Raw genomic sequence first — 26604 nt, 5'->3', positions numbered from 1 at the left:
CAACGACCGTCTGCTTTCAGCTCTTTGCGCCGGATTACCGAAGTTGTCCATAGAGGGGGGCGGCTGGTGGTATACGCAGCCCGAGACTTGGGTGAACGCCTCGCCGTGCGACCGCGCCCCGCCCCAAAGCCCTTGTGGCATGCGGCGGTTGGCGGAGCCTACGCCTCCCCGCCGGCCTTCCGGGTGTGCAGCTGGCGGGCCACCTCGGCGATCGACCCCGACAGAGAGGGGTACACGGTGAACGCGTTTGCGATCTGCTCGACCGTCAGATTGTTGTCGACGGCGATCGAGATCGGGTGGATGAGCTCGCTCGCACGCGGGGAGACGACCACGCCGCCCACCACGATGCCGGTGCCCGGGCGGCAGAACATCTTCACGAAGCCGTCCCTGATGCCCTGCATCTTGGCGCGCGGGTTGCGCAGCAGGGGAAGCTTCACGACGCGGGCGTCGATCTTGCCGGCGTCGACGTCCGCCTGGGTGTAGCCGACGGTGGCGATCTCGGGGTCGGTGAAGACGTTCGAGGACACCGTCTTCAGGTTCAGCGGGGCCACCGCGTCGCCGAGGAAGTGGTACATCGCGATGCGCCCCTGCATGGCCGCGACGGACGCGAGCGCGAAGACGCCCGTGACGTCACCGGCGGCGTACACGCCCGGCGCGGAGGTGCGCGAGACCTTGTCGGTCCAGATGTGCCCGGAGTCCTTGAGCCGGACGCCGGACTCCTCCAGGTTCATGTTCTGCGTGTTCGGGACAGCGCCGACCGCCATCAGGCAGTGGCTGCCGGTCAGGACCCGGCCGTCGGAGAGGGTGACCTCGACCCGGTCGCCGACCCGCTTGGCGGACTCGGCGCGCGAGCGCCCGACGACGTTCATGCCGCGGCGCCGGAAGACGTCCTCCAGGACGGCGGCCGCGTCGGGGTCCTCGCCCGGCAGCACGCGGTCGCGGGAGGACACCAGGGTCACCCGGGAGCCGAGTGCCTGGTACGCGCCGGCGAACTCGGCGCCGGTCACACCGGAGCCGACCACGATGAGCTCCTCGGGGAGCTCCTCCAGGTCGTAGACCTGGGTCCAGTTCAGGATGCGCTCGCCGTCGGGCTGGGCGTCGGGGATCTCGCGGGGGGTGCCGCCGGTGGCGATGAGGACGGCGTCGGCCGTCAGGATCGTCTCGGTGCCGTCGGCGGCGGTGACGATGACGTCACGCGTGCCGTCGATGCCCTGCGGGCCGCCCAGCTTGCCGCGGCCGCGCATGACCTTGGCGCCGGCCCGGGTCACCGAGGCGGTGATGTCGTGCGACTGGGCGAGCGCGAGCCGCTTGACACGCCGGTTCACCTTGCCGAGGTCCACGCCGACCACGCGCGCCGCCTGCTCGATGTGCGGGGTGTCGTCGGCGACGATGATCCCCAGCTCCTCGTAGGAGGAGTCGAAGGTGGTCATCACCTCGGCGGTTGCGATCAGGGTCTTGGAAGGTACGCAGTCGGTGAGGACCGAGGCCCCGCCCAGGCCGTCGCAGTCCACGACGGTCACCTCCGCGCCGAGCTGGGCACCGACCAGCGCTGCCTCATACCCGCCGGGTCCGCCGCCGATGATCACGATCCGGGTCACGAAAAGTCCGCCTCACGTCTACCCGGCCGGCTGCCGCCCCGGCCGGCGATCCGGGGGGTCTCCCCGGGGGATGCATTCCGTGCTCCATTGTCCCGCACGCTTCAAGGTGCTTCGCGCCCGGTCCCCGCCCGGGACTCCGTCCGGGTGTACCCCCGCCTGGCACACGTCCACGGCCGCCCCTCCCGTACCCTCGACCTCATGTCGCTCTACGCCGCGTACGCCGGCAACCTCGACCCGCGGCTGATGACGCGCCGCGCTCCCCATTCGCCGCTGCGCGGCACGGGCTGGATCAACGACTGGCGGCTGACCTTCGGCGGCGAGCAGATGGGCTGGGAGGGTTCCCTCGCCACGCTCGTCGAGGCGCCGCGCCACCAGGTCTTCGTCGCCCTGTACGACATCGCCCCGCTGGACGAGGACTCGATGGACCGCTGGGAGGGCGTCGGGCTCGACATCTACCGGCGCATGCGGATCCGGGTGCACACCCTGGAAGGCGACGAGGCCGCCTGGTGCTACGTGCTCAACGGCTACGAGGGCGGCCTGCCCTCGGCGCGCTACCTGGGCGAGATCGCCGACGCGGCCGAGTCCGCGGGCGCCCCGCACGACTACGTGATGGAGCTGCGCAAGCGCCCCTGCTGACCCCGGTAGGGGGCTCCGCGACCGACGCCCGCCGGTCACCGCAGGTCACGGTGGGTCACCGCGGACATTTGGTCGGAAACGACAAGACAACGATCCGAGCATCGTGAGCTGCGCCATCTACGCGCGTAGGCAATGAGCGGCTACGCTCGTCTGCGTGAACGCATCTGTTACCGATCCCACCGCCGCCGCCGACGCCGCAGCCGCCCGCCTGCGGGAGCTCACCGGCGCCGAGACCCACGATGTCGCCCTCGTCATGGGCTCCGGCTGGGCCCCGGCCGCCGAGGCCCTGGGCGCCCCCGAGGCCGAGTTCCTCGTCACCGAGCTGCCCGGGTTCCCGCCGGCCGCCGTCGAAGGACACGGCGGCAAGATCCGCTCGTACAAGATCGGCGACAAGCGCGCGCTGGTCTTCCTCGGCCGCACCCACTACTACGAGGGCCGCGGCGTCGCCGCCGTCGCCCACGGTGTCCGCACCGCCGTCGCCGCGGGCTGCAAGACCGTCGTGCTGACCAACGGCTGCGGCGGGCTGCGCGAGGGCATGCAGCCCGGCCAGCCGGTCCTGATCAGCGACCACATCAACATGACGGCCACCTCGCCGATCATCGGCGCGAACTTCGTGGACCTGACGAACCTGTACTCGCCCGCGCTGCGCGCGCTGTGCAAGGAGATCGACCCCTCCCTGGAGGAGGGCGTCTACGTGCAGTTCCCCGGCCCGCACTACGAGACCCCGGCCGAGATCAACATGATCCGCGTGATGGGCGCCGACCTCGTCGGCATGTCCACCGTGCTGGAGGCCATCGCCGCCCGTGAGGCCGGCGCCGAGGTGCTCGGCATCTCCCTGGTCACGAACCTGGCGGCGGGCATCTCCGGCGAGCCGCTGAACCACGAAGAGGTCCTGCAGGCCGGCCGTGACTCGGCCGCGCGCATGGGCAAGCTGCTGACCCAGGTCCTCGCCCGCATCTGAGGCCCCGGGACCGTACGAGAGGTAAGGCGGAAGTAGTGCAGGAACAGGACGACCTGATCACCCGGGCGCAGGCCTGGCTGGCGGAGGACCCCGACCCGGAGACGGCGGCCGAGCTCGCCGCGCTCATCGGGGCGGGCGACACGGCGGAGCTGACCGACCGTTTCTCCGGCACCCTCCAGTTCGGCACCGCCGGACTGCGCGGTGAGATCGGCGCGGGCCCGATGCGGATGAACCGCAGCGTGGTCATCCGGGCCGCGGCGGGCCTCGCGGCCTACCTGAAGGCCCGGGGCCACGCCGGCGGCCTGGTCGTCGTCGGCTACGACGCCCGCTACAAGTCGGCCGACTTCGCCCGCGACACCGCGGCCGTCATGACCGGCGCAGGCCTGCGCGCGGCCGTCCTGCCCCGCCCGCTGCCCACGCCCGTCCTCGCGTACGCCATACGGCACCTGGGCGCCGTCGCCGGCGTCGAGGTGACCGCGAGCCACAACCCGCCCCGGGACAACGGCTACAAGGTCTACCTCGGCGACGGCTCGCAGATCGTCTCCCCGGCGGACGCGGAGATCGCGGCGGAGATCGCCCGCGTCGACACGCTCGCCTCGGTCCCGCGCCCGGAGTCCGGCTGGGAGGACCTCGGCGACGAGGTCCTGGAGGCCTACCTGGCCCGTACGGACGCCGTCCTGACCCCCGGCTCCCCCCGGGGCGTGCGGACCGTCTACACGGCCATGCACGGTGTCGGCAAGGACGTCGTCATGGCGGCCTTCGCCCGGCACGGCTTCCCGGAGCCGGTCCTGGTCGCCGAGCAGGCCGAGCCGGACCCGGCCTTCCCGACGGTGGCGTTCCCCAACCCGGAGGAGCCGGGCGCGATGGACCTGGCCTTCGCCAGGGCCGCCGAGGTCCAGCCGGACATCGTGATCGCGAACGACCCCGACGCGGACCGTTGCGCGGTGGCCGTCCCCACCGCGGACGGCTGGCGGATGCTGCGCGGGGACGAGGTCGGCGCGCTGCTCGCGGCGCACCTGGTCCACAAGGGCGCGACCGGCGTCTTCGCGGAGTCCATCGTCTCCTCCAGCCTCCTGGGCCGGATCGCGGAGGCGGCGGGCGTCGGCCACGAGGAGACCCTGACGGGCTTCAAGTGGATCGCCCGCGTCGAGGGCCTGCGCTACGGCTACGAGGAGGCGCTCGGCTACTGCGTGGACCCCGAGGGCGTCCGCGACAAGGACGGCGTGACCGCCGCCCTGCTGGTCGCCGAACTGGCCTCCGAGCTCAAGGAGCAGGGCCGCACGCTGAGCGACCTGCTGGACGACCTGGCGATGGCCCACGGCCTGCACGCCACCGACCAGCTGTCGGTCCGCGTCTCGGACCTGTCGGTGATCGCCTCGGCCATGGCCGCGCTGCGGGCGGAGCCGCCGGTCTCGCTGGCGGGCCTGCGGGTGGTCTCGGCGGAGGACCTGGCGAAGGGCACGGAGTCGCTGCCGCCGACGGACGGCCTGCGCTACTACCTGGACGGCGCGTACAAGGCCCGCGTCATCTGCCGCCCGTCGGGCACGGAGCCCAAGCTGAAGTGCTACCTGGAGGTCGTCGTCCCGGTGGCCGAGGCCTCCGACCTCGCGGCCGCCCGCGTGACCGGCCAGGAAGTGCTGGACACGATCAAGAAGGACCTCGCGGCGGCGATGGGCCTCTGATTTTTTCGGCGCGCCGGACTCCGTCCGGCGGGACCTGTCCACCCGCTTTCCCTCGGCCCCCTGAGCCCCGGCTCAGGGGGCCGTCGGCGTACCGTGCCGCTGCGCGGAGCCCGCCGGCGCTTTAGGCGCGGGGGCGCGGGGGCGCGGGGGCGCGGGGGCGCGGGGGCGCGGGGGCGGAGCCCCCGAAACCAGCCCGGCCGGCCTCTGAGGCGCGGGGCTCGGGGCAGGAGCCCCCGCAACGGCGGCGCGCCCGTCAACAGGCGCAGCTTCAGCGTCCCGCGGAAGGTGACGGCGTCGGCCGGACGATCTCGCCCAGCGTCGGGACCGACTCCGGACGGGAGCGGACCGCCTCCGTGCACTCCCACGCCCGCGGCGGATCGGCGTCCGGTCCGCCCAGGACCACCGGACCCGGCCCCGCCGACACCGTCTCGCTGCCCGCCAACGTGCACACGATCTGCGACAGCGCCACCGGCGGCAGGTCCTCCGGCTTGCGGCTGAGCCGCACCGTGCCCGCCGGGTCGCCCGCCTTCGGCGCGCCCGCCGTCAGCCCGGCCGGGACCCCGGTCGTGAAGCCGGCGTCCCGCTCCTCCGTGCTCGGCGTCCGCTCCAGCGCCTCCAGCAGCGCCTGCGCGGCCTGCACGGCGGGGTCCCGTACGGCGCTCTTCTCGGGCATCGGGACCAGTCGCTCCACGCCCACCAGCTGCGACCCGCAGACCAGCTCCACCGTGGCCGGGAAGCCCGGCGCGCCGCTCTGTCCGCCCGGCTGCGCCGGGGTGTCGCACGAGACGCGCGACGGCGCCGCGCCCACGTCCACGGGCACGGTCGTCGCCCGGATCCCGCAGCCCGACGTCGCGAGCAGCGCGATCCCGACGAGCGGGACCAGTACGGCCGGCACCGCCGGCAGGGCCCTACGCATCCAGGTCACCACTGATCGCCTTTCCCACGTCCACCGGCAGCCGGAGCGTGAAAAGCGCCCCGCCGCCCGGCACATTGGCCGCGGTGATGTCGCCGCCGTGGATGTGCGCGTTCTCCACGGCGATCGACAGACCGAGCCCGCTCCCGTCCGACTTCGGCCGCGACGCGCTCGCCTTGTAGAAGCGGTCGAAGACGTGCGGCAGGACCTCCTCGGGGATGCCCGGCCCGTTGTCCTGGACCGCGATCACCAGCCAGTCCCCCTCCACGGTCACCGACACCCGCACCGGCGAGCCGCCGTGCTTGAGCGCGTTGCCGATCAGGTTGGCGAGGATGACGTCGAGGCGGCGCGGGTCGAGCCGCACCGTGATGTCCCGTTCGGCGTCGAGTTCGACCGCGTCGAGCCAGGCCCGGGCGTCGATGCAGGCCGTGACCTGGTCGGCGACGTTGACGTCGTCCAGGACCAGCTTGGCCGTGCCCGCGTCGAAGCGGGTGACCTCCATCAGGTTCTCGACCAGGATGTTCAGGCGGCGGGTCTCGCTGACCACCAGGCCCACCGCCGGCGCGATCATCGGATCGAGGTCCTCGACCTCTTCCTCCAGCACCTCGGCGACCGCCGTCAGCGCCGTCAGCGGGGTGCGCAGCTCGTGCGACATGTCCGCGACGAAGCGCCGGCTGGCCTCCTCCCGCGCGCTCATGTCGGCGACCTTCTTCTCCAGCGCCTCGGCCGTCTTGTTGAAGGTGTGCGACAGGTCGGCGAGTTCGTCCGTGCCCGACACGTCGAGCCGGTGGTCCAGTTCGCCCTCGCCGAGCCGCCGTGCCGCGTCCCCGAGCCGCTGTACGGGCTTGAGCACGGTGCGGGCCGCGGCCTGCGCGAGCAGCGCGGATCCGAGCAGCGCGAGGCCGGTGGCGATGGTCAACGACCAGGCGAGCGCGTTCAGGTCGTCCCGCTCCTGGGCGAGGGACTTGTACATGTAGCCGGTCGGCCCGCCGCCCACGATCCGCGTGCCGCCGACCAGGTACGGGTTGCCGCGCGGCTTCGTCCGCTGCCAGTACACGTGGTATTCGGCGTCGTTGGCCGCGGTCGTCTTCTGCCGGTCGTTCACCGCGTTCTGCAGGGACTTCGGCACGTCCGCGAGGCGGAAGTTGTCGGGGCCGGCCGCGCCGTACATCTGGCGGCTGTCCTTGCCCTCCTGCACGAGCAGCACGCTGTAGCCGGGGCTGCTGCCCGCCATCAGCTCGGCGGTGCGCTGCAGCTCCTCGGGCGTGGGGTCGGCGGGCAGCGCGGCGGCACGGTTCTGCATCTCTTGCCGGAAGTCGCCCAGGGCGGCCTCCTGGACACGGGTGAGCACGGCCTCGCGGTTGAGCCAGTAGGCGATCCCGGACGCGGACACGGCGGCCGTCAGGGCGACCAGCGCGAAGACCACGAGGAGCCGCAGCCGCAGGCTGGTCCAGCGCCGGCCCGCGAGCAACGACCGGATCACTGCGGGGAGTCCAGGCGGTATCCGACGCCCCGGACCGTACGGATCAGGGTGGGCGAGGAGGGTACGTCCTCGACCTTGGCGCGCAGCCGCTGGACGCAGGCGTCCACGAGCCGCGAGTCGCCGAGGTAGTCGTGCTCCCAGACCAGGCGCAGCAGCTGCTGGCGGGAGAGGGCCTGTCCGGGCCGGCGGCTCAGTTCGAGGAGCAGCCGCAGTTCGGTCGGCGTGAGCTGGAGGTCCTCGCCGTTCTTGGTCACCGTCATGGCGGCCCGGTCGATGACGAGGGAGCCGAAGCTCGCCGAGTCGCTCGACTCGCGTTCGCCGCGGCGCAGTACGGCCCGGATCCGGGCGTCGAGGACCCGCCCCTGGACGGGCTTGACCACGTAGTCGTCGGCTCCGGACTCCAGGCCGACGACCACGTCGATGTCGTCGCTGCGCGCGGTGAGCAGGATGATCGGCAGTTGGTCGGTGCGGCGGATCCGCCGGCACACCTCGAAACCGTCGATCCCGGGCAGCATCACGTCCAGCACGATCAGATCCGGCCGCTGCTCGCGGAGCAGTTTGAGGCCGTCCTCGCCCGTCGCCGCGGTGGCCACACGGTGGCCCTGGCGAGACAGGGAGAGTTCGAGGGCCGTGCGGATGGCGTCGTCGTCCTCGATCAGCAACAGGAAGGGCACGGGCTCATTCTGTCCCATAGCCCGTCGGGAGTTCGACCGTCAGGTGAACGAGATCCTGCGGGAGTCCGCCGAGGTCCTCCCGATGGTCGCTGTGACAGTGCTGTGACAGTCGACGGACACCCCGGTTAAGTCGGCCGGGCAGTCTTCTTCTCAACGCACAGCGATCCGAAGCAGAGACACTCCACGACGGGGGGCGCGAGATGAACACGCTGCACAGCACCAGCACCGGCGCGGTCGTCACGCGGCTGCACGATGTGAACCGCCGGGCGGGTGTCCGTACGGTGGCGGTCGCCCGGCCCCGGCCGGCCCACGTCGTAGCCATTGACGCAAACCAGTACCAGGCGGTTCCCGCCCAGCAGACCCCGTCCTCCACGTCGGAGGCGGAGTTCACCGCGTACGTCCAGGAGCGGCGGGCCGCCCTGTACGCGACGGCCTTCCACCTGACCGGTGACCGTTACGAGGCCGAGGACCTGCTGCAGAGCGCGCTGTTCTCCACGTACCGCGCCTGGGACCGGATCAGCGACAAGGCGGCGGTCGGCGGGTACCTGCGCCGCACCATGACGAACCTGCACATCAGCGCGTGGCGTCGGCGGAAGCTGAACGAGTACCCGACGGAGGAGCTGCCGGAGACGGCATCGGACACGGACGCGATGCGCGGTACGGAGCTGCGCGCGGTGCTGTGGCAGGCGCTGACCCGGATCCCGGAGCCGCAGCGCACGATGCTGGTGCTGCGCTACTACGAGGGCCGTACGGACCCGGAGATCGCGGAGATCCTCGGGATCAGCGTCGGCACGGTGAAGTCGAGCATCTGGCGCTCGCTGCGGCGCCTGCGGGAGGACGATTCGCTGAGCTTCGGCCGCGACGAGGCGGAGTCCTTCGGGGAGCTGGTCGCGTAGCGCGACCCACACAGACCATCGGGCCGGGGGGCCCGTCCTGCGGGGGTGGGACGGGGGCCGTCGGGGGGGAGAAGAGGCGGGATCAAGCGGCCGGGGGTCCGCCTGATCCCGCCTTTTCACGTCCGCGGTCAGTAGTTGACGGGGGGCGTGTCGATCAGGCCGGGGTGGTCGTGCGGTGGCGGCCCGCGGCGGCCGCTGCCAGGCGGCCCAGGGCCTCGTCGCGGCCGCAGGCGTGTGCGCCCAGGGCGACGTGGCGGGCCACGATTCCGCGTTCGGCGCGCATCAGCCTCAGGCCCCTGCGCAGCAGGAACGGCACGGACTTGCGGCCCTCGCGCAGATCGCGGGCGAGCCGGCGGCGGAAGGTCGTCGAGGGGCGGCCGCGCAGGCAGATGGCGTCCGCGAGGAGACCGAGTTCCTGGCAGTGGGCGGCGACGTCCGCGGCGAAGATGCCCTCCGCGATGAACAGCGGGGTGCGGGCGATGTCGAGGGTGTCCCAGCCGGTGCGGGAGCTGGTGGCGATGTCGTACACCGGCACGTTCGTCCGGCCCGACGCGCACAGTTCGGCGATCGCGGCGACGGCCGTGTCGGCGTCCCACGAGAGCGGGGAGTCCCAGTCGATGTCGGAGCTGCCCTCCACCAGCGGGAGGGTGGGGTCCTCGCACTCCTTGTAGAAGTCGTCGAGGCGCAGCACGGGGAGCCCGGAGCGGGCGGCCAGGGAGGATTTGCCGGAGCCCGACGGACCGGTCAGCAGGACGACCCGGGTCGGCGAAGGAGAGGAAGAGCTCACGGGACACCAGTCTGAACCATTCCCCCGGGTAGGGGATCCTCCCGGTGACCGGTTGGTGTCCAGGAACACACCTCCACTACGCTGCGTGCGCACGCGACCACGACCACAGGCGGGATCCCATGGCACGTCACGCAGGCCGTCACGCAGGCCCTTCGGTACCGAACCGGCTCCGCGGCGCGGGGCTGACCCTCTCGATGGCCGGCGCCGCGCTGGCGATGGCCGCGGGCGGCGCCCAGGCCGGTGAGCTCGACGTCCCGGCCGCCGTGGCCGGCGTCACGGATCCGATCGCGAACCTCAAGGTGAACCCACTGGCCCACACCGGTGTGGACCCGCTGGACAACGGGGTCGCCACGAAGGTCGCGGACTTCCCGTCGGTGGGTACGACGGCGGTCACGGGGATCCTCACCCAGGGCCCGTCGGTGGGTGAACTGCCCACGGCTGCGGTCTCGTCCCTCCTGGGCCCCCTCGGCGCCCGCTGAGCCGCGCCCGGCCGTCGAACCGAGCTACACGGACGAAGGCCCCGGCAGCGCGGGGGACGCTGCCGGGGCCGGTCTCGCAGGGAGTGCGCCCAGGGTCGAATCCGCGAAGTCCCGCCGCGCCCGCCCTGCGGGCGGCCGGCGCTGCTTCGCGGACGCTCCCTAGTAGGACGAGCCGCCCGCGCCCAGCGACCCGGTGGGGTGCCAGACGGTCTTGGTCTCCAGGAACGCCGTCATGCGCGACGTGCCCGGGTCGGCGCTCCAGTCGTCCACAGGCTGTGGACGCAGGACGCGCTTGAGGTTGTCGGCCGCCGCGATCTCCAGCTCCTTGGCCAGGGCCGGGCCGGCGCCGGCCAGGTCGATCGCGTTGACGTCCTGGTGGGACGCCAGGTGCGGGCCCATCTCGTCGGCCTTGCCGGACAGGATGTTGACCACGCCGCCCGGCAGGTCGGAGGTGGCGAGCACCTCGCCCAGGGAGAGGGCGGGCAGCGGGGACTTCTCGCTGGCGATGACCACGGCGGTGTTGCCCGTCGCGATCACCGGGGCGATCACGCAGACCAGGCCCAGGAACGAGGAGTCCTGCGGGGCTACGACCGTGACGACACCGGTCGGCTCCGGGGTGGAAAGGTTGAAGAACGGGCCCGCGACGGGGTTGGCCCCGCCCACGAGCTGGCCGATCTTGTCGGTCCAGCCCGCGTACCAGACCCAGCGGTCGACGGCCGCGTCGACGACGGCGGCCGCCTTCGACTTGGACAGGCCCTCGGCCTCGCCGACCTCGCGGACGAACTGCTCGCGGCGGCCTTCCAGCATCTCGGCGATGCGGTAGAGGATCTGGCCGCGGTTGTAGGCGGTCGCGCCGGACCAGCCGCCGAACGCCTTGCGGGCGGCGACGACCGCGTCACGGGCGTCCTTGCGGGAGGACAGCGGGGCGTTGGCCAGCCAGTTGCCCTTGGAGTCGCTCACCTCGTACACCCGGCCGCTCTCGGAGCGGGGGAACTTGCCCCCGACGTACAGCTTGTAGGTCTTGAAGACGCTCAGACGCGTCGACGACTCAGACATCGAGGTAGCCCTCCAGGCCGTGACGGCCGCCTTCGCGCCCGAAGCCCGACTCCTTGTAGCCGCCGAAGGGCGAGGTCGGGTCGAACTTGTTGAACGTGTTGGCCCAGACGACGCCGGCGCGGAGCTGGTTCGCGACCGCGAGGATGCGCGAGCCCTTCTCCGTCCAGATGCCGGCGGACAGGCCGTACTGGCTGTTGTTGGCCTTGGCGACGGCCTCGTCGGGCGTACGGAAGGTCAGCACGGACAGCACCGGGCCGAAGATCTCGTCGCGGGCGACGGTGTGCGCCTGGGTGACGTTCGTGAAGAGCGTCGGGGCGAACCAGTAGCCGGAGGACGGCAGCTCGCACGCCGGGGACCAGCGCTCGGCGCCCTCGGCCTCGCCGGTCTCCGCGAGCGCGGTGATCCGGGCGAGCTGTTCGGCGGAGTTGATCGCGCCGATGTCGGTGTTCTTGTCGAGCGGGTCGCCCAGGCGCAGGGTGGAGAGGCGGCGCTTGAGGGAGTCCAGCAGCTCGTCGTGGATCGACTCCTGGACCAGGAGGCGGGAGCCCGCGCAGCAGACCTGGCCCTGGTTGAAGAAGATGCCGTTGACGATGCCCTCGACGGCCTGGTCGACGGGGGCGTCGTCGAAGACGATGTTGGCGCCCTTGCCGCCCAGCTCCAGGGTGACCTTCTTGTCGGTGCCGGCGATCGAGCGGGCGATGGCCTTGCCGACCGCGGTCGAGCCGGTGAAGGCGACCTTGTTGACGTCCGGGTGCTCGACGAGGGCCGCGCCCGCGTCGCCGTATCCGGTGAGGATGTTGACGACGCCCTTGGGCAGGCCCGCCTGGCGGCAGATGTCCGCGAAGAAGAGTGCGGAGAGCGGGGTGGTCTCGGCGGGCTTCAGGACGACCGTGTTGCCGGTGGCGAGCGCCGGGGCGATCTTCCAGGCGAGCATCAGCAGCGGGAAGTTCCACGGGATGACCTGGCCGGCGACGCCGAGCGGGCGCGGGTTCGCGCCGTAGCCCGCGTGGTCGAGCTTGTCGGCCCAGCCCGCGTAGTAGAAGAAGTGCGCGGCGACCAGCGGGAGGTCCGCGTCGCGGGTCTCCTTGATCGGCTTGCCGTTGTCCAGGGTCTCCAGGACGGCGAGCTCGCGGCTGCGCTCCTGGATGATCCGGGCGATGCGGAAGAGGTACTTGGCACGCTCGGAGCCCGGCAGCGCGGACCACTTCTCGAAGGCCTTGCGGGCCGCCTTGACGGCGCGGTCCACGTCGGCGGCGCCGGCCTGGGCGACCTCCGACAGGACCTCCTCGCTACTGGGCGAGACGGTCTTGAAGACCTTGCCGTCGGCGGCGTCGGTGAACTCGCCGTCGATGAAGAGCCCGTAGGAGGGGGCGATGTCGACGACCGAGCGGGACTCGGGAGCCGGTGCGTACTCGAAGAGGGATGCCATGGTGATCAGTCCACCGTCACGTAGTCGGGACCGGAGTAACGGCCGGTGCTCAGCTTCTGGCGCTGCATCAGCAGGTCGTTGAGCAGGCTGGAGGCGCCGAAACGGAACCAGGTGTTGCTCAGCCAGTCCTCGCCCACGGTCTCGTTGACCAGGACCAGGAACTTGATCGCGTCCTTGGTGGTGCGGATGCCGCCGGCCGGCTTCACGCCGATCTGGATTCCAGTCTGCGCCTTGAAGTCGCGGACGGCTTCGAGCATGAGCAGGGTGTTGGCGGGGGTGGCGTTGACGCCCACCTTGCCGGTCGACGTCTTGATGAAGTCGGCGCCCGCGAGCATGCCGATCCAGGAGGCGCGGCGGATGTTGTCGTAGGTCGACAGTTCGCCGGTCTCGAAGATGACCTTCAGACGGGCGGCGCTGCCGTCGGGGCGGGCACAGGCCTCCTTGACGGCCTTGATCAGCTCGTACGTCTCCAGGTAGCGGCCCGCGAGGAAGGCGCCACGGTCGATGACCATGTCGATCTCGTCGGCGCCGGCGGCGACGGCGTCACGGGTGTCCGCGAGCTTGACGGGCAGCGCGGCGCGGCCGGCCGGGAAGGCGGTGGCGACGGAGGCGACCTTGACGTCGGCTCCGTTCAGCGCGGCCTTGGCGGTGGCCACCATGTCGGGGTAGACGCAGACGGCGGCCGTCATCGGGGTCGTGCGGTCGGTCGGATCGGGATGGACGGCCTTGGCGGAGAGCGCCCGGACCTTGCCCGGGGTGTCCGCGCCTTCCAGCGTCGTCAGGTCGATCATCGAGATGGCCAGGTCGATGGCGTACGCCTTGGCCGTCGTCTTGATCGAACGGGTGCCGAGGGAGGCCGCGCGGGCCTCCAGACCGACAGCGTCGACGCCGGGCAGCCCGTGCAGGAAGCGGCGCAGCGCACTGTCGGACGTCGTCACGTCAGCGAATGCGGTGAGGGTGGTGGGCATGGTCACCAGATGAGCATATCTACGCGCGTAGCGACCTGTCACCCCCCTCGCCCGGTTCTGGCCGGTCCGCTATGGAATCGACACCTGCGGCCCGGTGCCGCCGGGCATCGTGGCGGAGGGTGCTCCCCGACCCGCTCGCGGACCGCTGACCTCCACTTTCCCCTGTTGCGCGGTGGTGACAGGAACCCCATCCTCCGGTCGAACAAGATCCATAGATTTCTCTTCAGCAGCCCGCCAGACCTCACCGGATGAAAGCCCGACAGGGAAAACGCGGCATGCGACTCTCCCACCCTTCCGCGACACAGCTTCCAGGAGTCGTTATGCGTTCCGCCCTCCGCGCCTCGATCGTCACCGCCGCCCTCGCCGGGGCCCTGCTCGCGCCGGCCGCGACCGCGTTCGCCGCCCCCGCCCCGCAGGCCGTCACCCCGGTGTCCGCGTCCGCCTCGCAGGGGGACCGCTTCGACGGTGAGACGGTGCTGGTCGGTCCGGGCCGGATCGCGGTGCTGCGCAACGACGTCGAGGGTCCCGAGATCTGGATCCGCGCCGTCGCCGCTGACTGGAAGCCGGCCGACGGCTGGGCGGGCCGGGTCCTGGCGAAGCTCGACAACGCGCACCTGCGCGAGGTGGTCGACGGCGTCGAGTACATCCTGGCCGACGCGGACAACGGCCGGTACGGCCTCAACGTGCACGTGCTGGGCGAAGGCGCCTCGGACGGCTTCCACCTGCTGCCGGAGGCGACCACCAAGCCCTCCGACAAGCCGGCCGCCAAGCCCTCGGCCGAGCCCGCCGCCAAGGCCGCGGACAAGCCGGCCGCCAAGCCCTCCGCGACCGCCGGCAGCACTCCGAAGGCGCAGACCGTCGGCCAGACCTCCGTCGTCCCCCAGGGCGGCGTCGCCGCGGGCGCCGAGATCGCCACCGAGGACACCGACGACTCCACCACCGCCTACGCCGGCGCCGGCCTCGGTGCCGTCGTCGCCGGCCTGTGCGCGGCCTTCGTCTCCCGCCGCCGCGCCGGCACCCGGCGCTGACGCACCCTGAGCACCTCGTCCCTCCTTCCGGCGGACCACCGAACGGTGGTCCGCCGGACCCGTTTCCCGGAGCGCCCCATGGCCCACCGCGTACGTCCGCGCCCGCTGCTCGCCGCCGCCCTGCTCTGCGCCGCCCTGACCGGCTGCGGCGCGGCCCGTTCCCACACGCCCCCGCCCGCGGGCGCCGCCCCGCCCGCCGTCATGCCCGCGACCGCCCCCGCGGCCCCCGCCCCGGCCGCCCCGCTGCCCGCCTCCGAGCCCGTGCGCGTGTCGATCCCCGCAGCCGGGGTGGACGCCTCACCGGTGCTGAGGCTGGGGCCGGCCGCCGACGGCACCGTCGAGGTCCCCTCCGTGGCGGACGGCGACAAGATCGGCTGGTACACGAAGGGCGTCACGCCCGGCGAGACCGGACCCGCCGTGCTGATCGGCCACTTCGACACCGCCCGCGGCCCGGCCGTGCTCAAGGACGTCTCGCGCGTCCGCACCGGCGAGGAGATCACGGTCTCGCGCGCCGACGGCAGCGCCGCCGTCTTCCGCGTCCGCGAGCTGGAGCAGGTCGCCAAGGACCGGTTCCCGACCGCCAAGGTGTACGGCGACACCACCCGTCCGGAGCTGCGCGTCATCACCTGCGGCGGCGAGATCACGGACGGCCGCCGCCCCGACAACAGCATCCTGTACGCCGATCTCGTGCGCTGATACACCCCCGCGGCGCAGTGGGGCAGAATCGACCCCATGAGCAGCCAGCAGCCGACCGATGAACCGGTCTACGACGACCGGGTCTACCGCTCCTCCATGGGCGTCGTATCGGGGGTACTGCTGCTCGCGCTGACGGCGTGGCTCTGCGGGGACGCCGTGGTGCGCGGCTCCGGCAACACCCCCTGGATCGCGCTGGCGGTGGCGCTGTGCGTCGTACCGCTGATCGTGGCGTTCACGATCCGCCCGGCCGTCTTCGCCAACGACGACCGGATGCGCGTGCGGAACCCCTTCCGGATCATCGAGCTGCCGTGGGCCGCCGTGGACGCGGTGCGGTCCGGTTACTCGGCGGAGGTGCTGGCCGAGGGTTCGAAGTACCAGCTGTGGTCCGTGCCCGTCTCGCTGCGCGAGCGGAAGAAGGCCAACCGCCAGCGCCTTCGCCACGAGGGGCTGCGCGACCGGGAGGAGCGGTCCGCGGGGCGGCCGCCCGGCGAGAAGGCCCAGGTCCAGGCCGAGCCGATGCGGGCCAGTGCGGACCGGATCGTCGACGAGCTCCAGCGGATGGCCGAGCGCGGGGCCGAGCGGGCCGGCGCCCGGGGCAGCGTGCGCGTGCAGTGGTCGTACGAGATCATCGCGCCCGCCGTGGCCGGCGCGCTGCTGCTGATCGTCCTGCTCGCCACCCGCTGAGCGGGCCCGGGACCAGGACACTCCGGGGATCCGTGCCCGCTGCCACACCAGCGAGGCGGAACCGGGGCTGCCAGGTGGTGCGTCCTCGCAGGTGTGCAGCGTATTGAGGCCGACGGCAGCACCGCCGGCGCCACCGCGATCCCCCTCCGTCTCCGACTCCTGGCCGGGGTCCTGCTCGCCGCCCATCTCGTGGTCGTCGGCTGGCTGACCCTGCTGCCCCTCGACGTCCCCTGGTCCGCCGCCGGCAATCTGACCCCGTTGGAGGGGATCCGGGCCGACCTCGCCCTCGGGCCGCTGGAGGCCGCGCGGCGGATCGGGGAGGGGCTGGCGCTGCTGGCCCCGCTGGGGGTGCTGGTGCCGCTGGCCAGCGGACGGCTCCGGCTGTCGCGGCTGGCCGCGTGGTCCTCCCTGGTGCGGACCGCGGCCGCGGGCGCGCTGGTCTCGCTGAGCATCGAGATGCTCCAGAGCGGGGTCCCGGGCCAGGTCGTCGACGTGGACTCGGTGCTGCTGAACACCCTCGGCGTACTGATCGCGCACGCGGCCGTCGTACCGGCGCTGCGGGCCCGGCTGCGCCGCTCACATGCCGTTTATCAGGGGGACACCCCGAGGATTTCCAGGGTCGGGCTCGGCCCCTGGACCGACGTTCTGTCCGCGGTCCAGCGGGAGTATTGAGCCATCGCAAGAAAGCGGTCCCGACGAAGGAGAACCTCATGAGCGCCCTGGTCCGCCCCCGTGACGGCCGTTGGATCGGCGGAGTCTGCGCCGGACTCGCACGGCGTTTCGGAATGTCCGCGAACACGATGCGCGCCATATTCGCCGTCTCGTGCCTGCTGCCCGGCCCGCAGTTCCTGATCTACATCGCGCTGTGGGTGCTGCTGCCGAACGAGAAGTCCGCCTCGACCGCCTGGTAGTGGGGCCGCTCAGCCGGCCTTGCGGACCTTCTCCAGCTGCTTGTCGGTCACTTCCTGCGGCACCTGGGTCTTCTGCTGGGCCGCCGCCACATTGAGGGCCATCAGCCGCACGACGGTGTCCCCCTCGCGTACGACGACCAGGTGGACCTGTGCCGAGACGCCCTGGCCGGCCGCGGTCGTGGTCCAGCTGACGCTCTCGTCGCCGCTCGTGCGGTAGTCGGCGGCGCGGATCTCGCGGTAGCTGCCGGTCTGCTTGTCGACCGTGGCCGAGAAGCCCGTACCGCAGGCGGCGACGGCGGCCTTGAGCCGGGAGACCAGTGCCTTGGCGTCGCTCTCGGAGTAGGAGCTGACGGACGCGGAGACCGCGAGCCCCATCTGCTTCTGGGATCCGATGCCCCGGTTGACGGTCTCGCGCGCGGCGGGGTCCGGCTTGTCGCCCATGATGTCCGCCAGCGGCTGGCAGGCCTTCTTGTCGGCCTGCGGCTGACCGTCCGGGGCGTTGGGATTCTTCCCCTGGGCGGAGATCTGATAGCCGGGCAGGTCGCCCTGGGCGAGCGCGGACCGCTCCAGCTTGGTGCCACCGGCCTTCGGCGTGGCCGATCCCGCCGGGTCCGGGGACGCCGCGGGGGCGCCGGGCGCGCCGCCGGCGGTGCCCTCGGAGCTCTTGGGATCGGGGGACCTGCCCGTCGCGGGGGCCTCCGTACTGCTGCACCCCACCGCCGCGAACAGCAGGGCGGGGACCAGCGCGACCAGCGTCGCTCGTGCCTTCATGTGCATGACCGAGAACCTCATACCCAGTGCGTCGGCGGGCAGTTGGTGGGGATCGTGGCACACCGCACGGCGGCACACACACCTCGTCGAAGAGGCGTGCGACCGCCGTGCGTGCGTTCGCGTCGCGCCGACGTCAGCCGTTGAGGGCACCGGTGACCGGGCCCAGCAGACCGGTGACCGCGGCGGTGGGGTCGCTCGGCTGTCCCTCTTCGGCCTTCATCTGCTGCTGGCTGGTGACGCCCTCGAGCGCGCCGGTGGCGGTACCCAGCGCGTCGGTGATGCCGATGGCGGGAACGGCGGCGGAGGCGGTGCCGGCGGCGACGGCGGCGAGGGCGGCACCGACGGCGGCGGCGCCGAGGAACTTGGCAGCTGACTGCTTCATGAAAGGTATTCCTTGCGACGGGGAATTGAGCGGCTCCGCAAACTAGTCACTTCAAACCCCGGCCCGCAAACATCCTTTAATACGAGAAAGCGCCCGGAAATTGCCTCTCCCGGGCGCTTTCAGTACGTCATGCCATGGCCTACGCCGAGACGGATCCGCTGGTGGAAGCAGTCTGCCGGAACAGCCACTCCGACTTCAGCTCCGCATAACCGGGCTTGATGACCTCGTTGATCATGGCCAGTCGTTCATCGAAAGGAATGAACGCGGACTTCATCGCATTGACGGTGAACCACTGCATGTCGTCGAGGGTGTAGCCGAAGGTGTCCACCAGGTGCTCGAACTCGCGGCTCATGCTGGTGCCGCTCATCAGGCGGTTGTCGGTGTTGACCGTGAGCCTGAAGTGCAGCTTCCGCAGCAGGCCGATCGGGTGCTCGGCGTACGAGGCGGCCGCGGCCGTCTGCAGGTTCGAGGTCGGGCACATCTCCAGGGGGATGCGCTTGTCCCGGACGTAGCTGGCCAGGCGGCCCAGCGTGACCGAGCCGTCCTCGGCGACCTCGATGTCGTCGATGATCTTCACGCCGTGGCCGAGGCGGTCGGCACCGCACCACTGCAGGGCCTGCCAGATCGACGGGAGGCCGAAGGCCTCACCGGCGTGGATCGTGAAGTGGTTGTTCTCGCGCTTGAGGTACTCGAAGGCGTCGAGGTGGCGGGTGGGAGGGAACCCGGCCTCGGCGCCGGCGATGTCGAAGCCGACCACGCCGTTGTCGCGGTAGCGGTTGGCCAGCTCGGCGATCTCCAGAGCGCGGGCCGCGTGACGCATCGCGGTCAGCAGGGCGCCGACGCGGATGCGGTGGCCGTTGGCCTTGGCACGGCGCTCGCCCTCGCGGAAGCCGTCGTTCACGGCCTCCACGACCTCTTCGAGGGTCAGGCCGGCTTCGAGGTGCTGCTCGGGGGCGTAGCGGATCTCGGCGTACACGACGCCGTCCTCGGCCAGGTCCTCGGCGCACTCGGCGGCGACGCGGAAGAGGGCCGCCTTCGTCTGCATGACCGCGCAGGTGTGGGCGAACGTCTCCAGGTAGCGCGGGAGGGAGCCGGAGTCGGCGGCCTCGCGGAACCAGATGCCGAGCTTGTCGGCGTCGGTCTCGGGGAGGTTCTCGTAGCCGACCTCGCGGGCCAGCTCGATGATGGTCCCGGGACGCAGTCCACCGTCGAGGTGATCGTGCAGGAGCACCTTCGGGGAACGACGGATCTGATCCGGGGTCGGCAGGTTGGGGGTCTCGCTCGTCATCTGCGCACTCTACTCCTACGCGCGTAGAGCGTCGTGTCCCCGGCGGGCGTCGATATGTAACAGAGACCGCGCGGACGGATGGCGTACACCCGAAGGTCTGAGACTGTTCCGCCATGGCACAGCATGCGCCGCCGGCGCGCGGGGCCCGCCTGGGGCGGGCGGCCGGCGCGAGAACCGGCTCGGGTCCGACGGAAAGCCCGGTCAACGGGGTGGTGCTCCTGCTACCCGGGGCGTCCAGATTCTCCCCCGGCCCCCTGCGGCCGCTCGCGCGGGCACTGGCCCGGGCCGGCGGTGGGGACGGCCTGGTCACGCACGCCGTCGTCCACGGCGGGGAGTCCTCGCGGGAGGAGCAGGCGCGGTGGGCGGCCGACGAGGCGGTACGGCGGTACGGGGACGTGCCGGTGTGCCTGGCCGGCTACGACGCGGGAGGACTGGCCGCGCTGCGGGCGGCGGGGCACGGGGCCGTCAACTCGGTTCTGGCACTGGCTCCTTGCCTGGAGGGCGGGACGCCTGCCGACTCCCCTGAACCGGTGAAACACCTGTCGGGACGGCAGGTGTTGATCGTGCACGGCACCAACGACGCGCGCAGCGACCCGGAGGTCTCCTTCCGGCTGGCGGAACGGGCGAAGAAGGCGAACCGCTCGACGTGCCGGTTCGAGGTGCACTCGGACGGCCACGGGCTGCGCGAGCACCAGGCGGAAGTGGTGGCGCTGGGCGTGGACTTCGTGCTGGGGGCTGTCTTCTCGGGCCGGTACTCGCGCCCCGTCACGGACGCCCTGGCCGCCCCGCCTCCGCTGGGCCTGAGGATGCCGCTGGCCTCGGGCTTCGGGAGGTCGCTACGGGGGTGAGGGCGGGGCGGAGCCACGGCCGGGACGGGGTCGCGAGGCGGCCCGCGCGGCGTACCGTGAGAAGTGGACTCGGGGTGCCCGCTCCTCCCCCGGAGGCGATCGGCCATGGCAGCGATGGACCGCAGGAACTTCGACGAGCCGGACGAGAGCAGACCGTTCGTCGGCGGCATGGGCAGGCTGGACCTGGTGGACACGGGGGACGGGGCCGTCGGCCGGGCCGTCTTCCAGCCGGGCTGGAAGTGGTCGGAGCACATCAAGCCGCTGGCCGGGACGGAAAGCTGCCGGGCCGACCACACCGGGTACGTCGTGAGCGGCCGGATGAAGATCGTCATGGACGACGGGGAGAGTGCCGAGTTCGGTCCCGGCGACTACATGCGCGTGCACCCGGGGCACAACGCCTGGGTGGTGGGCGACGAGCCCTGCGTGACGCTGGACTGGACCGGCTTCTCCGACTACGCGAAGCCCTCCGGCTGACGGCTCGGCCGGGGACCCCGTGGCGCGGCGGCCGATGTGGTCTCGGTGGGCCCCGGTGGTCGCGGTGGGCTCCGGTGGTCGTGCCGGTCCGTCCGCGCCCGCCGCTCCGCCCCCTCTCTGCCGGATGGCACGGACGGCCCGGCGCGATCATGTTCCCCCTTCACGCCCGTCGCCACTGTGCCGCTCCGGCATCGCGGCGGCGGCCGGGGCAGCCGGACGCCACGAGCAGCGGAACTCTGCCGACTCGCCCTAGCGGGGCCCGCAGAACCTGTCGCGGTACGCGCGCAGCGCGGGCCTGCGGATTGCGGGCAGCCTTGCCAGGGTGTGCGCGAAGGCGTAGGGGTGGGGCAGGAAGGGCCGCCAGGGGTGGAGCGGCAGCGGATAGTCGTCGCGCAGGACCCCTTCCGGCAGTCTGCCGGTCGCCGGTGCCGGCGAGGTCTCCCCGGGGAGGGCGAGGTACGCCCATATCCCGATGTCCAGGGGGACGACGGGGGCCGTTCCGTCCGGGGGCCGCCACGCCTCCCCCGTGAACGGATAACGCGGGACGAGGAGGACGTCGGGGCCGGGCCGGAGCGGGGGCCTCCCCGGCCCGGCCAGGCCGAGGGTCATGGTGGGGGGCCCGGCGGGCATGTAGCCGGCGACGGCGTCGCCGAGCAGATCGGCGAGGGGACCCGCCAGCGCCACCGGGCGGGCGTCGCAGGCCACCACCAGGTGCGCGAGCGCCACGGTGACCGCGGCCTCCCAGCGGAAGCTCCAGGAACCGTCGAGTTCGACGGGTGCCACGGCGTACGACTCCAGATCCAGCTCGTCCCAGGCGGGGACCGGGACGGCCGGCAGGCCCGAGGGCGCGCGCCGCACGGCGTCGGGCTCCAGCCACACCGCCTGCCACAGCCCGCAGTCGTCCAGTCGGGTCGCGACCGCGCTCCCGCAGCCCGTGCAGGCGAGGTTGGGGCCGTCCCGGCCGTCCACGCCCATGCAGTACCCGTCGCACTTCTCGGGGATGAAGGCCATGCCCCGGGAGTCACCGGGTGCGATGACGATCCTGCCCCGCGGCCCGAACGACACGGAGTGCACCGGTGCGTAGATCCCCTGCCGGGCCGCCGGTTCGTCCCCCACCTCGTCCCAGAGCCGCCAGGGCTGTCCGGTCGGCAGGGGGTCGACGGCGTACGTCCCCGACTGCATCAGCGGGGGGTGCAACTGCTCCCACGCCCCGAAGTAGGTGTGGTCGGGGAGGGCGACCCGGGCGACCGGCGCCGTCAGTTCCGCACCGCAGCCGGCGCACACGAACACGTCCAAACAAGCTCCCCCTCGACCGGCGACCCCGGAATTGTCCGGGCCGGGCGGTGGAGGGGGCCACCGGTTTTCGGGCGGGGCGGGCCAGGCTCACGCCACGGGGGGTTCCAGGTCCGGGATGAGGCGGCCGCGGCGGGAGATCAGGAAGCGTTTGAACTCGGCGACCGGCGGGGTGTCGGGGTGGCCGTCGAGCCAGGCGACGCCGATCTCCCGGAGGGCGCGCGGGGCGGTGACCGTCAGCTCGACCACCCCGGGCCGTGCCACGGCGGGGGGCGGCAGCAGGGCCACGCCGAGGCCGGCGGCGACCAGGCCGCGCAGGGTCTCGGCCTCCTCGCCCTCGAAGGCGACGCGCGGGGTGAAGCCGGCTTCCGCGCACAGGTCGTCGGTGATGCGGCGCAGGCCGTAGCCGGCCTCCAGGGTGACGAAGGTTTCCTCCGCGGCCTCGGCGAGGCGGATGCGCTTGCGGCCGGCGAGGCGGTGGTCGTCGGGGACGACCAGCCGCAGGCGCTGTTCGTCGAGGCGGCGGGCGACGAGGTCGGGGGCGTCCGGGAGCGGCGAGGTGAGGCAGAGGTCGAGTTCGCCGGCGCGCAGCTTCTCCAGCATGGCCTCGCCGTAGTTCTGGACCAGGGAGAAGCGCACGCGCGGGTGGTCGGCGCGGAAGGCGCGGATGAGGCCGGGTACGGTCTCGGGGCCGAGGGTGTGCAGGAAGCCGAAGGCGACCTTGCCGTAGGCCGGGTCGGCGTCCTGCTGGACGGACTCGGCGGCGCGGGCGATGCCGTCCAGCGCCTGTTCGGCGGAGGCCAGGAAGGTGCGGCCCGCCGTGGTGAGGGCGACGGTGCGGCCTTTGCGGGCGAACAGCGAGACGCCCAGGTCCTGTTCGAGGCGGACCATGGCCCGGGACAGCGTGGACTGCGGTACGCCCAGCTCCTGGGCGGCCCGGGTGACGTGCTCGTGCCGGGCGACCGCGACGAAATGCGCCAGCCGGGGAGCGAGCAGAGTTGTCACTGCCATGTCTTCTACGTAACGGTTCGTCGACATCCGCAGTCCTGACCTCGGCTGATGCTGCAGTGGATCGATTATCGCGATTCTGTGCATTGGACGCATGAAAAACACCGGCCTACCGTCGAAGGCATGCCTCCCGTTCATACCGGGGCACCTGTCATCCCGGGTGCCTCTACCGCGTCGTCCCCCGCACCGGAAGCCCACTCCCCCGGCCGCCCCGGTTACCGCCGGATGAGCCTCGCGCTCTTCGCCGCGGGACTCGCGACCTTCGCCCTCCTCTACTCCACCCAGGCGCTGCTGCCCGCGATCTCCGACGACCTCGGGGTGACGGCGGGTCAGGCCAGCTGGACGGTGTCCGCGGCGACCGGCGCCCTCGCGCTGTTCGTCCTGCCGCTGAGCGCCCTGTCCGAGCGGTTCGGCCGCACCCGGACGATGACCTGGTCGATGGCGGTCGCCGTCGGCGTGGCGCTCCTCGTCCCCTTCGCGCCGAACCTGGAGTGGCTGGTGGTGCTGCGCGCCGTGCAGGGTGCGGCGATCGCCGGAATTCCGGCCTCCGCGATGGCGTACCTGGCGGAGGAGGTGCGGCCCCGGGCCCTGGTGGCCGCGATCGGCCTGTTCGTTGCGGGGAACTCCATCGGCGGGATGAGCGGCCGCCTCGTCACCGGCTGGGCGGCGCAGTCGGGAGGCTGGCGGACGGGCCTGGCGGCCGTCGCCGTGATGGCGCTGGTCTGCGCGGTGACCTTCCTGGTGCTGCTGCCGCGCGCACGGTTCTTCCGCCCCGCGTCGCTGAACCCGCGCGCGGTGGGCCGTACCGTCGCCGGCCACCTGCGCGACCCGCTGCTGCTGCGGCTGTACGGGATCGGCGCGCTGTTCATGACGGTCTTCGGAGCGGTCTACACCGTGATCGGCTACCGCCTGGTGGACGAGCCGTTCTCGCTCGGCCAGGGCGTGATCGGCTCGATCTTCCTGATCTACCTGGTCGGTACGGTGTCCTCCGCGGCCGCCGGCAAGCTGGTGGCCCGTACCGGACGGCGCGGCGCGCTGTACCTGGCCGTGACCACCACGGCGCTGGGGCTGCTGCTGTCGCTGTCGGACTCCCTGGTGACGGTCGTGCTGGGACTGGTCCTGATCACGGCGGGCTTCTTCGCGGGGCACGCGGTGGCCTCGGCCGCGGTGAGCCGGACGGCGAAGACGGGCCGGGCGCAGGCCTCCGCGCTCTACCAGTCGGCGTACTACCTCGGCTCCAGCGCGGGCGGCACCCTCGGCGCCCTGGCCTACCACGAGGCCGGCTGGGCGGCCACGGTCGGCATCGCGCTGCTCGCGGTGCTCGGCGTCGTGTCGATCACCCTGTACGGGACCCACGCGGCCCGCGCGCAGCGGCGCGTACCGGCTTCCGCGGCAGGCGCGCGCTGACGGGACTTCGCTTCCATCGGAGGCAACCCCTGCTCGTTTTCCGGGCATTCAACACGGAGAACGCAGTGCGGTGAGCAGGGGAGGACCGGATGGGGACGCGAAGGACACGCGGGCGAGCGGGTCGGCGGGCGGCGGTGTGGGGCGGGGCGGCGGCGCTGGCGCTGCCGCTGGTGGCGGTCGCGGGGGGCGGTACGGCAGAGGCCGCCTCCTGCAACCGGTCCACCGGGCCGTACCAGCGCCAGGTCGAGCAGTTCCTGGGGCGGCCCGTGGACGGCAGGCAGTCGGCGGCGGACTGCACCGCCGTCAGGGCGTTCCAGACGAAGCACGCGATCAGCCCGGCCCAGGGCTACGCCGGGCCGCTGACCTGGCAGGTGATGAGCACGATGCTGGCCCAGCGGGCCGCCGGCAGTGCCCCGAACAGGGCCGGTGAGTGCCCGGTGAACCGGGGGCGGATCGCCTGCGTGGACCTGACGCGGCAGCTGAGCTGGATCCAGGACGGCGCCGCCCTGACGTACGGCCCCGTCCCGGTGCGCACCGGCAAGGACGGTACGGAGACCCGGACCGGCCTGAAGAAGATCTCGCACCGCAGCATCGACCACTGGTCGACGCTCTACAACGTATCGATGCCGTACGCGCAGTTCTTCGACGGCGGCATCGCCTTCCACTCGACGGCCAAGAGCATGTGGAACCCGCCCGGTTCGGGCGGCTGCGTGAACATGCGGGCCGCCGACGCCGAGGCGTACTGGAACCTGCTCGGGAAGGGTGAGGACGTCTACGTGTACGGACGCAAGCCGGGCACGTAGCCTCAGGCGGATGCGGGGGCCGCGGCCGGGGCGGGTGTCCCGGCCAGGAGGTCCAACCGCCCCAGGCTGGCGCGGCGTTGTACGAGGGTGAGGCCCGCCACCGCCGCTCCGAGGGCGATCCACCCGGCCGGGCCGGCCGCCATCACCGCGCCGGTGAGCAGCAGCGGTCCGGCGGACTTCTGGACGGACTGGGCCATGCCTGCCACGCCGAGGTACGAGGCGCGCGCCTCCGGGGGCGCGAGGCAGACGGCGAGCTCCCAGGAGCTCACCGAGCGCATCAGCTCGGCCGCGGTGGCCAGCACCGCCGCGGCGAGCAGGGCGGCCGAGGCGGTCCAGACGCCGCCGCCGGTGGAGGCGGCCAGCAGGACGCAGCACAGCAGCGTGGTCAGCCCGTACAGGGCGACGGCGCCCGCCGCCTGGCGGGGGCCCCGGACCTTCGCGGAGACGCGCAGCTGTAGGACGACGACGAGCACGGTGTTGACGACCAGGAAGGCCGGGATCAGCTCGTGCGGCGCCGTGGTGTGGCCGACCAGCCACAGCGGGATGCCGATGCCCAGGATCGAGTCGTCGAGGTTCATCGGGATGTCCAGCAGGACGAAGCGGAGGTAGCCGCGGTCCCGCCAGGGACCCGGTCCGCCGGCCGCGGCGGCGGGGCCCTCCGCCGGGGCGGCGGACGCGGCGGACGCGGCGGACGCGGCGACGAGTCCGCGGCCGCGCGGTTCCCGGGTGCGCCGGACCAGGGCGGCGGCCACGAGGAACGACAGCGCGTTGGCCAGGATGAGCACGTGGTAGGCGCCCCGGGTGCCGACGGCGAGGCCGATGGCGGCCAGGCCCGCCCCGAGCGCGTAGCCGGCGTTCGCCGAACTGCGCGACAGCGCTTGGTAGGTGGCGCGCCGCTCGCCCGCGACCCGTGTGGCGAAGAGCATCTCCAGGGTCTTGGCCGCCCGGTCTCCCAGGTGGGTGACGGCCACCACGGGCAGCAGCAGCGCGAAGTCGGTGACCACGAGCAGCAGGCAGAGCGTGAGCAGGCGCAGCAGGTGGGCACCGATCAGCAGGGAGCGCACCGGGAAGCGGTCGGCGAGGTGGCCCGCCAGGGGCGATCCGGCGATGCCCGCCACGCCGGACGCGCCCAGCAGGATGCCGAGCTGCCCGGCGTCGAGTCCGACGACGAAGGTGAAGTAGAGGACGCAGGCCGCGGCCCAGACGCCGGTGCCGGCGCGGTCCAGGAGCTGGGCGAGGAGCATGATCCGCGCGTCGCGGCCCCCGGGCGGCCGTCGCAACTGCGCCAGCAGGCCGGGTTCCCGTTCGCCCCGCCGCCGTTCCTTCCGGATCTCCGCGCCGCGCCGCATTCCAGGCCTCCCCGCCCGCCGTCGAAGTATCTCGACATCGAGATACAGGGGAAGCCTGCACCACATAAATCTTGACGTCAAGATACTTGACGTCGATAGA

At 72.5% G+C, this 26604-nt stretch carries 28 protein-coding genes; 14 read left to right on the top strand and 14 right to left on the bottom strand.

Features of this window, described 5'->3' with window-relative positions; all coding sequences use genetic code 11:
* Positions 1-158: 158 nt before the first annotated feature.
* Entirely contained in the window at positions 159-1598 is a 1440-nt protein-coding gene (locus AB0F82_RS09320) for an NAD(P)H-quinone dehydrogenase (protein WP_356812443.1), read from the bottom strand.
* Between the two features lie 198 nt (positions 1599-1796).
* Between AB0F82_RS09320 and AB0F82_RS09315 the strand changes: the two genes are divergently transcribed.
* The 3 genes from AB0F82_RS09315 to AB0F82_RS09305 all read left to right on the top strand — a co-directional run bounded on the left by AB0F82_RS09315 (position 1797) and on the right by AB0F82_RS09305 (position 4877).
* Positions 1797-2234 carry a gamma-glutamylcyclotransferase gene (locus AB0F82_RS09315; RefSeq protein WP_356812442.1) on the top strand — a complete coding sequence of 146 codons (438 nt, stop codon included), beginning with the start codon at positions 1797-1799 and terminating at the stop codon, positions 2232-2234.
* Between the two features lie 154 nt (positions 2235-2388).
* Positions 2389-3195: a purine-nucleoside phosphorylase gene (locus AB0F82_RS09310; RefSeq protein WP_356812441.1), complete on the top strand. Its 807-nt coding sequence runs from the start codon at positions 2389-2391 to the stop codon at positions 3193-3195.
* 35 nt (positions 3196-3230) lie between these two features.
* A complete protein-coding gene (locus AB0F82_RS09305) occupies positions 3231-4877 on the top strand; it encodes a phospho-sugar mutase (protein WP_362625238.1) in 1647 nt (548 codons plus the stop codon).
* Between the two features lie 268 nt (positions 4878-5145).
* On the opposite strand, the gene AB0F82_RS09300 is transcribed toward AB0F82_RS09305, so the two are convergent.
* Genes AB0F82_RS09300 through afsQ1 form a run of 3 tightly spaced genes read right to left on the bottom strand, consistent with a single transcriptional unit; the run spans position 5146 to position 7947 of the window.
* A complete protein-coding gene (locus AB0F82_RS09300) occupies positions 5146-5793 on the bottom strand; it encodes a hypothetical protein (protein WP_356812489.1) in 648 nt (215 codons plus the stop codon).
* On the bottom strand, positions 5786-7273 hold the full coding sequence (locus tag AB0F82_RS09295; RefSeq protein ID WP_356812439.1) for a sensor histidine kinase: 1488 nt from the start codon (positions 7271-7273) through the stop codon (positions 5786-5788). Before AB0F82_RS09295 ends, AB0F82_RS09300 begins: the two co-directional genes overlap by 8 nt.
* Complete coding sequence (afsQ1, locus tag AB0F82_RS09290; RefSeq protein ID WP_063754818.1) at positions 7270-7947, bottom strand: two-component system response regulator AfsQ1; 678 nt, start codon at positions 7945-7947, stop codon at positions 7270-7272. The genes AB0F82_RS09295 and afsQ1 overlap by 4 nt, the downstream gene beginning before the upstream one ends.
* A 200-nt stretch (positions 7948-8147) precedes the next feature.
* Here afsQ1 and AB0F82_RS09285 point away from each other — a divergent pair, with 200 nt between their 5' ends.
* Positions 8148-8843, top strand: coding sequence for a SigE family RNA polymerase sigma factor (locus tag AB0F82_RS09285; protein ID WP_362625235.1), 696 nt, complete (start codon positions 8148-8150; stop codon positions 8841-8843).
* Positions 8844-8997: 154 nt separating this feature from the next.
* Here AB0F82_RS09285 and AB0F82_RS09280 read toward each other — a convergent pair whose 3' ends face one another.
* Positions 8998-9699, bottom strand: coding sequence for a uridine kinase family protein (locus AB0F82_RS09280; protein WP_362625344.1), 702 nt, complete (start codon positions 9697-9699; stop codon positions 8998-9000).
* A gap of 50 nt (positions 9700-9749) precedes the next feature.
* Between AB0F82_RS09280 and AB0F82_RS09275 the strand changes: the two genes are divergently transcribed.
* Complete coding sequence (locus AB0F82_RS09275) at positions 9750-10109, top strand: hypothetical protein (protein WP_356812437.1); 360 nt, start codon at positions 9750-9752, stop codon at positions 10107-10109.
* A 159-nt stretch (positions 10110-10268) separates the two neighbouring features.
* Here AB0F82_RS09275 and AB0F82_RS09270 read toward each other — a convergent pair whose 3' ends face one another.
* The 3 genes from AB0F82_RS09270 to deoC are packed head-to-tail and all read right to left on the bottom strand — an operon-like array spanning position 10269 to position 13562.
* Positions 10269-11165 carry an aldehyde dehydrogenase family protein gene (locus tag AB0F82_RS09270; protein WP_356812436.1) on the bottom strand — a complete coding sequence of 299 codons (897 nt, stop codon included), beginning with the start codon at positions 11163-11165 and terminating at the stop codon, positions 10269-10271.
* The gene (locus tag AB0F82_RS09265; RefSeq protein ID WP_362625233.1) at positions 11158-12594 is read right to left on the bottom strand and encodes an aldehyde dehydrogenase family protein; all 1437 of its coding nucleotides are present in this window, start codon (positions 12592-12594) and stop codon (positions 11158-11160) included. Before AB0F82_RS09265 ends, AB0F82_RS09270 begins: the two co-directional genes overlap by 8 nt.
* Positions 12595-12599: 5 nt before the next feature.
* Positions 12600-13562 (bottom strand): deoxyribose-phosphate aldolase, encoded by a 963-nt coding sequence (gene deoC, locus AB0F82_RS09260; RefSeq protein WP_030964387.1) that lies wholly within the window; start codon positions 13560-13562, stop codon positions 12600-12602.
* A 320-nt stretch (positions 13563-13882) separates the two neighbouring features.
* Between deoC and AB0F82_RS09255 the strand changes: the two genes are divergently transcribed.
* From AB0F82_RS09255 to AB0F82_RS09235, 5 genes are all read left to right on the top strand, one after another.
* Positions 13883-14590 carry a hypothetical protein gene (locus AB0F82_RS09255; RefSeq protein WP_362625231.1) on the top strand — a complete coding sequence of 236 codons (708 nt, stop codon included), beginning with the start codon at positions 13883-13885 and terminating at the stop codon, positions 14588-14590.
* 78 nt (positions 14591-14668) lie between these two features.
* Positions 14669-15286, top strand: a complete 618-nt coding sequence (locus tag AB0F82_RS09250; RefSeq protein ID WP_362625229.1) for a class F sortase — start codon at positions 14669-14671, stop codon at positions 15284-15286.
* Positions 15287-15322: 36 nt separating this feature from the next.
* On the top strand, positions 15323-15970 hold the full coding sequence (locus AB0F82_RS09245; RefSeq protein ID WP_356811408.1) for a PH domain-containing protein: 648 nt from the start codon (positions 15323-15325) through the stop codon (positions 15968-15970).
* Positions 15971-16072: 102 nt separating this feature from the next.
* Entirely contained in the window at positions 16073-16642 is a 570-nt protein-coding gene (locus AB0F82_RS09240; RefSeq protein WP_436842058.1) for a VanZ family protein, read from the top strand.
* A gap of 38 nt (positions 16643-16680) precedes the next feature.
* Positions 16681-16881 carry a PspC domain-containing protein gene (locus tag AB0F82_RS09235; protein WP_030851215.1) on the top strand — a complete coding sequence of 67 codons (201 nt, stop codon included), beginning with the start codon at positions 16681-16683 and terminating at the stop codon, positions 16879-16881.
* A gap of 9 nt (positions 16882-16890) precedes the next feature.
* On the opposite strand, the gene AB0F82_RS09230 is transcribed toward AB0F82_RS09235, so the two are convergent.
* The 3 genes from AB0F82_RS09230 to AB0F82_RS09220 all read right to left on the bottom strand — a co-directional run bounded on the left by AB0F82_RS09230 (position 16891) and on the right by AB0F82_RS09220 (position 19322).
* Complete coding sequence (locus AB0F82_RS09230; protein WP_362625225.1) at positions 16891-17658, bottom strand: hypothetical protein; 768 nt, start codon at positions 17656-17658, stop codon at positions 16891-16893.
* A gap of 127 nt (positions 17659-17785) precedes the next feature.
* Positions 17786-18034, bottom strand: a complete 249-nt coding sequence (locus AB0F82_RS09225; protein ID WP_030964396.1) for a hypothetical protein — start codon at positions 18032-18034, stop codon at positions 17786-17788.
* A 139-nt stretch (positions 18035-18173) separates the two neighbouring features.
* Positions 18174-19322 (bottom strand): adenosine deaminase, encoded by a 1149-nt coding sequence (locus AB0F82_RS09220; RefSeq protein WP_030663837.1) that lies wholly within the window; start codon positions 19320-19322, stop codon positions 18174-18176.
* A gap of 113 nt (positions 19323-19435) precedes the next feature.
* On the opposite strand from AB0F82_RS09220, the gene AB0F82_RS09215 reads away from it, so the two are divergent.
* A complete protein-coding gene (locus tag AB0F82_RS09215) occupies positions 19436-20170 on the top strand; it encodes an alpha/beta hydrolase (protein WP_362625223.1) in 735 nt (244 codons plus the stop codon).
* Positions 20171-20275: 105 nt separating this feature from the next.
* Positions 20276-20644: a cupin domain-containing protein gene (locus AB0F82_RS09210; RefSeq protein WP_362625221.1), complete on the top strand. Its 369-nt coding sequence runs from the start codon at positions 20276-20278 to the stop codon at positions 20642-20644.
* Between the two features lie 249 nt (positions 20645-20893).
* On the opposite strand, the gene AB0F82_RS09205 is transcribed toward AB0F82_RS09210, so the two are convergent.
* Both AB0F82_RS09205 and AB0F82_RS09200 read right to left on the bottom strand, forming a co-directional pair.
* A complete protein-coding gene (locus AB0F82_RS09205; protein ID WP_362625342.1) occupies positions 20894-21934 on the bottom strand; it encodes a hypothetical protein in 1041 nt (346 codons plus the stop codon).
* 93 nt (positions 21935-22027) lie between these two features.
* On the bottom strand, positions 22028-22948 hold the full coding sequence (locus AB0F82_RS09200; RefSeq protein ID WP_362625219.1) for a LysR family transcriptional regulator: 921 nt from the start codon (positions 22946-22948) through the stop codon (positions 22028-22030).
* A gap of 120 nt (positions 22949-23068) precedes the next feature.
* On the opposite strand from AB0F82_RS09200, the gene AB0F82_RS09195 reads away from it, so the two are divergent.
* The gene (locus tag AB0F82_RS09195; protein WP_362625217.1) at positions 23069-24352 is read left to right on the top strand and encodes an MFS transporter; all 1284 of its coding nucleotides are present in this window, start codon (positions 23069-23071) and stop codon (positions 24350-24352) included.
* 89 nt (positions 24353-24441) lie between these two features.
* A complete protein-coding gene (locus tag AB0F82_RS09190) occupies positions 24442-25155 on the top strand; it encodes a L,D-transpeptidase family protein (RefSeq protein ID WP_362625215.1) in 714 nt (237 codons plus the stop codon).
* 2 nt (positions 25156-25157) lie between these two features.
* Here AB0F82_RS09190 and AB0F82_RS09185 read toward each other — a convergent pair whose 3' ends face one another.
* Entirely contained in the window at positions 25158-26504 is a 1347-nt protein-coding gene (locus AB0F82_RS09185; RefSeq protein ID WP_362625213.1) for an MFS transporter, read from the bottom strand.
* Between the last annotated feature and the right edge of the window lie 100 nt (positions 26505-26604).

It is taken from the genome of Streptomyces virginiae (assembly GCF_040638905.1).
GTDB classification, from domain to species: Bacteria; Actinomycetota; Actinomycetes; order Streptomycetales; family Streptomycetaceae; genus Streptomyces; species Streptomyces virginiae_B.
Note: the sequence above shows the minus strand (reverse complement) of the source record. Positions and strands in the feature narration are given on the sequence as shown.

Coding starts and splice junctions, on each gene's coding strand:
- AB0F82_RS09315 (WP_356812442.1), top strand. CDS start 1,797: ATGTCGCTCTACGCCGCGTACGCCGGCAACCTCGACCCGCGGCTGATG.
- AB0F82_RS09300 (WP_356812489.1), bottom strand. CDS start 5,793: ATGCGTAGGGCCCTGCCGGCGGTGCCGGCCGTACTGGTCCCGCTCGTC.
- AB0F82_RS09285 (WP_362625235.1), top strand. CDS start 8,148: ATGAACACGCTGCACAGCACCAGCACCGGCGCGGTCGTCACGCGGCTG.
- AB0F82_RS09275 (WP_356812437.1), top strand. CDS start 9,750: ATGGCACGTCACGCAGGCCGTCACGCAGGCCCTTCGGTACCGAACCGG.
- AB0F82_RS09270 (WP_356812436.1), bottom strand. CDS start 11,165: ATGTCTGAGTCGTCGACGCGTCTGAGCGTCTTCAAGACCTACAAGCTG.
- AB0F82_RS09265 (WP_362625233.1), bottom strand. CDS start 12,594: ATGGCATCCCTCTTCGAGTACGCACCGGCTCCCGAGTCCCGCTCGGTC.
- deoC (WP_030964387.1), bottom strand. CDS start 13,562: ATGCCCACCACCCTCACCGCATTCGCTGACGTGACGACGTCCGACAGT.
- AB0F82_RS09255 (WP_362625231.1), top strand. CDS start 13,883: ATGCGTTCCGCCCTCCGCGCCTCGATCGTCACCGCCGCCCTCGCCGGG.
- AB0F82_RS09250 (WP_362625229.1), top strand. CDS start 14,669: ATGGCCCACCGCGTACGTCCGCGCCCGCTGCTCGCCGCCGCCCTGCTC.
- AB0F82_RS09245 (WP_356811408.1), top strand. CDS start 15,323: ATGAGCAGCCAGCAGCCGACCGATGAACCGGTCTACGACGACCGGGTC.
- AB0F82_RS09235 (WP_030851215.1), top strand. CDS start 16,681: ATGAGCGCCCTGGTCCGCCCCCGTGACGGCCGTTGGATCGGCGGAGTC.
- AB0F82_RS09230 (WP_362625225.1), bottom strand. CDS start 17,658: ATGCACATGAAGGCACGAGCGACGCTGGTCGCGCTGGTCCCCGCCCTG.
- AB0F82_RS09225 (WP_030964396.1), bottom strand. CDS start 18,034: ATGAAGCAGTCAGCTGCCAAGTTCCTCGGCGCCGCCGCCGTCGGTGCC.
- AB0F82_RS09220 (WP_030663837.1), bottom strand. CDS start 19,322: ATGACGAGCGAGACCCCCAACCTGCCGACCCCGGATCAGATCCGTCGT.
- AB0F82_RS09215 (WP_362625223.1), top strand. CDS start 19,436: ATGGCACAGCATGCGCCGCCGGCGCGCGGGGCCCGCCTGGGGCGGGCG.
- AB0F82_RS09210 (WP_362625221.1), top strand. CDS start 20,276: ATGGCAGCGATGGACCGCAGGAACTTCGACGAGCCGGACGAGAGCAGA.
- AB0F82_RS09200 (WP_362625219.1), bottom strand. CDS start 22,948: ATGGCAGTGACAACTCTGCTCGCTCCCCGGCTGGCGCATTTCGTCGCG.
- AB0F82_RS09195 (WP_362625217.1), top strand. CDS start 23,069: ATGCCTCCCGTTCATACCGGGGCACCTGTCATCCCGGGTGCCTCTACC.
- AB0F82_RS09190 (WP_362625215.1), top strand. CDS start 24,442: ATGGGGACGCGAAGGACACGCGGGCGAGCGGGTCGGCGGGCGGCGGTG.
- AB0F82_RS09185 (WP_362625213.1), bottom strand. CDS start 26,504: ATGCGGCGCGGCGCGGAGATCCGGAAGGAACGGCGGCGGGGCGAACGG.